This is a genomic window from Bartonella sp. AA83SXKL (assembly GCF_042196965.1).
Lineage (GTDB): Bacteria > Pseudomonadota > Alphaproteobacteria > Rhizobiales > Rhizobiaceae > Bartonella.
The window spans coordinates 1-2,863 of record NZ_JBHIRG010000065.1 but is presented as its reverse complement, the minus strand read 5'-3'; the positions used below and the strand labels follow the sequence as shown (position 1 = coordinate 2,863).

Below are 2,863 nucleotides of genomic sequence, written 5' to 3'. Positions count from 1 at the left end.
TGATGTTCACACCACGCCGTTAATGTTGCTAGAAAGCCCCCATAAACATGAGAAGCGTCTGTACCCACATGCCGGCGTACCTCTTCAAAATACACCGCATCAATTTCATCAACAGACCTCTTTAGTTCAGTAAGCCATTTCTTAAAGCGCAGATAACGCATGCCACCGCCTTCAAAACGGCGTGATTGAAAATGTTCTGTATCGCTTATGATAAAACCATCCGCACCACGTATCGCCCAGCCTGTCTTAGTCCCTAGATCAAGACATAAAATGGTTCGTGCGTTAGTGATCATAATCCCCCCCTTAAGGCTCTACGTATTTGCGTATTTATATGTGCGTTATGACAGAGCGCGTAGTTATAAGTTTTAAAAAATTGGATTAACTCAACTCAGACACACACTGCATGCATCATCTATTAATTTGATTTCTTCTTCTCTTTTTTCGATGAGTTTATCCCTTAAGAAATCAAGCCTATTTTTGACTAAGGCTATAAATAAGATTAGCTCATTTAAGCGATAAAAAGATGACAGCTCTTGAGAAAAATAATTATCAAACCAAGTTGTAAAAGCTTGCGTAAACACAGATAAAAACCATTTATTAAAATCATCGTACGGCGATAACGGAAAATATTTTTTATCATCACGTGCAAAGATACTATGCAGTATATAGACAAGACAACCATTTGATAAGGGATCTATGCAACTTTCACATGTCTGATTAGGCGAGCGAACACCATAATATATATCTTCACGTCCAATCTTATTAACAAGATTAATCAACTTGACCTTACTTATAGTGATATGTGGGACATCTATCATCTCTGATCTTTCTTCTTTAAGAGTGTGAAGGGTGCTGTTGTGACAGAGCGCGTTGTGATTGCCTGTCTTGCAAAAATGTTTGTGAAAAAGGAACCTCGCAATGATTCATTGTTAATTAACAATCCTCATTTTTGGCTCAAATGACGCAAGTTAAAAAACTTCTCCTGCAAAAATAAAATCGATCAATCTCGGTTCTTCTTTTTTGTTGATTAACTCAGTGATTTTATTGTTTAATTCATCAATAACTTTCATCTGTGAAGCTAACTTTAGCCTTTGGCTGTATAGCGTTTCATTTTTTTGCTTAATTAAAGAGGATAGGTTTTCAAGTACTACTTGCTGTTGTTCAATTGACTTATCTCGCTCTGCAAGAGTTGCTTCATGCCATCTCATCCAATTATCAAATTGTGACTTATGCCATTCTTCTTGTTTTGCAAGAACTTTTGTATGAGTTCTATGTCGTTTTATAAGATCTTCTATGCTACAATCACGATCCGGTATTTGTATAAATTCTTTCACAAACTTATCTCCATTCTCAATTTTCATATTGCAACCTATTAATCTACAAATCCGTGTGTAGAGTTTCTTCAATATTCCGTTTCTCATGATCTTTCTTCTTTAAGAGTGTGAAGGCTGCTGTTGCTGTTCGTTATTATCTGTAGGGGCAGCAATAAAAGTAGATTGTGAAGATAATTTAGAATCACATGATTGCGTCCTATAAAAAAACGAGAAAAAGTCTTCTGCCTTAATCGGTGCTCCAATTCTGTTGGCTTCATTCAAAAGAATTGGGATATGTTTTGTTGGAATTCTCCCACCAGTTCCACCTTTTGATACAGGACGGAGCCAGACGTACACGCGTGTTCTATGAACCCCAAGCAACTGAGATACCCTACGAACCCCACCTAATAAATTTATTATTTCCGAAAATTGTTTCATAAGTCATATTGTAGCTTATTTAGGTACAAAATCAATAGAAAATGTAACGAAAATCACAAAAGATTTTTTTTCTAACAAAGATATAATGGAAACCATGAATAACATTATGAAAATTTGGCTAAGTGAAGCCTTACAAGAATCTGGATTATCTCAATCATCGCTTGCCAGACAACTAAGTGAGAAGATGCATCGCCCTATCTACCGCTCTGCAGTCAATAAAATGCTGACAGGTGAACGAGGAATAAGTGCACAAGAAGGTATAGCAATTGAGGAAATCACAAAATACCCACTTCCACGAAAAAAAACTATACCCTTAATGGGTTATGTAGGAGCAGGTTCAGAAATTATCCCCTATGAAGATGGTTGGCTTGAAGAAGTGGAAATGCCCCCATATATTACAAAGGATACATACGCAGTAAAAGTTGAAGGCGACTCAATGGAACCTTTCATTGAGGATAAATCTATTTTATTTTATTCAGAAAACATTTCTCCAAGTTTACTTCTTAATAAAAAAGCAATTGTCTATACGCAAGATGGACGTTGTTTTGTCAAAATAATAAAGCAAGGTAGTAAGCCTGGTTTATTTAATTTAGAGAGTTTAAATAGGTTGTATCCAGAAATAAAAGATATTGCATTAATTTGGGCTGCGCCTATAGACTGGATAAAACCACCGAGATTTTAAAATAGTTAAATCATATGAGCATAATTTTCTTCTTATCGTATATTTCTGTTAAGGAGAGAATTATGCAAATATTTGCAAAATAATCGATTAGAATATTAAAATTCAATGTAATTAGTATTATTAAATCTCTAGCTATTCTAAACATATATCCCTTTTTCAGTAATTACAGTTTTAATTTTCTAAGTGACTTTTTATATTTATGTAAAAAAATTTCTAAAATCGGTACATATGTATTGACACATGTTCCTAAATACGCTACATTAGTATCCATAAACCACGCACAAACAATCGCCAAGAGGCGTTAGGGAGGAAAAATTATGGATAAGCCAATTCTTATAAATTCTGATGAAATTTTATTAGTTGTCTATGATGATGATCAAAACATTGGTCGATCGGGACCACTGGATGAAAGCCAAGTTCTAAAAATTAT

The 2,863-nt window shown here is 34.7% G+C and carries 5 protein-coding genes; 1 reads left to right on the top strand and 4 read right to left on the bottom strand.

From position 1 onward, the window contains the following. From ACFINO_RS09510 to ACFINO_RS09495, 4 genes are all read right to left on the bottom strand, one after another. Nucleotides 1-293, bottom strand: a 293-nt coding sequence (locus ACFINO_RS09510; protein ID WP_375655568.1) for a hypothetical protein, incomplete at its 3' end; no start/stop codon positions are given. A 90-nt stretch (nt 294-383) separates the two neighbouring features. Next, a complete protein-coding gene (locus tag ACFINO_RS09505; RefSeq protein WP_375655566.1) occupies nt 384-818 on the bottom strand; it encodes a hypothetical protein in 435 nt (144 codons plus the stop codon). A gap of 150 nt (nt 819-968) precedes the next feature. Beyond that, the gene (locus ACFINO_RS09500) at nt 969-1,361 is read right to left on the bottom strand and encodes a hypothetical protein (RefSeq protein WP_375655564.1); all 393 of its coding nucleotides are present in this window, start codon (nt 1,359-1,361) and stop codon (nt 969-971) included. A gap of 72 nt (nt 1,362-1,433) precedes the next feature. Next, nucleotides 1,434-1,751 carry a hypothetical protein gene (locus tag ACFINO_RS09495; RefSeq protein ID WP_375655562.1) on the bottom strand — a complete coding sequence of 106 codons (318 nt, stop codon included), beginning with the start codon at nt 1,749-1,751 and terminating at the stop codon, nt 1,434-1,436. Between the two features lie 85 nt (nt 1,752-1,836). Here ACFINO_RS09495 and ACFINO_RS09490 point away from each other — a divergent pair, with 85 nt between their 5' ends. Further along, the gene (locus ACFINO_RS09490; protein ID WP_375628757.1) at nt 1,837-2,433 is read left to right on the top strand and encodes a S24 family peptidase; all 597 of its coding nucleotides are present in this window, start codon (nt 1,837-1,839) and stop codon (nt 2,431-2,433) included. The last annotated feature ends 430 nt before the right edge of the window (nt 2,434-2,863 follow it).

Bases quoted from the DNA above. Each gene is read 5' to 3' on its own strand.
- ACFINO_RS09505 (WP_375655566.1), bottom strand. From the start codon at position 818: ATGATAGATGTCCCACATATCACTATAAGTAAGGTCAAGTTGATTAAT.
- ACFINO_RS09500 (WP_375655564.1), bottom strand. From the start codon at position 1,361: ATGAAAATTGAGAATGGAGATAAGTTTGTGAAAGAATTTATACAAATA.
- ACFINO_RS09495 (WP_375655562.1), bottom strand. From the start codon at position 1,751: ATGAAACAATTTTCGGAAATAATAAATTTATTAGGTGGGGTTCGTAGG.
- ACFINO_RS09490 (WP_375628757.1), top strand. From the start codon at position 1,837: ATGGAAACCATGAATAACATTATGAAAATTTGGCTAAGTGAAGCCTTA.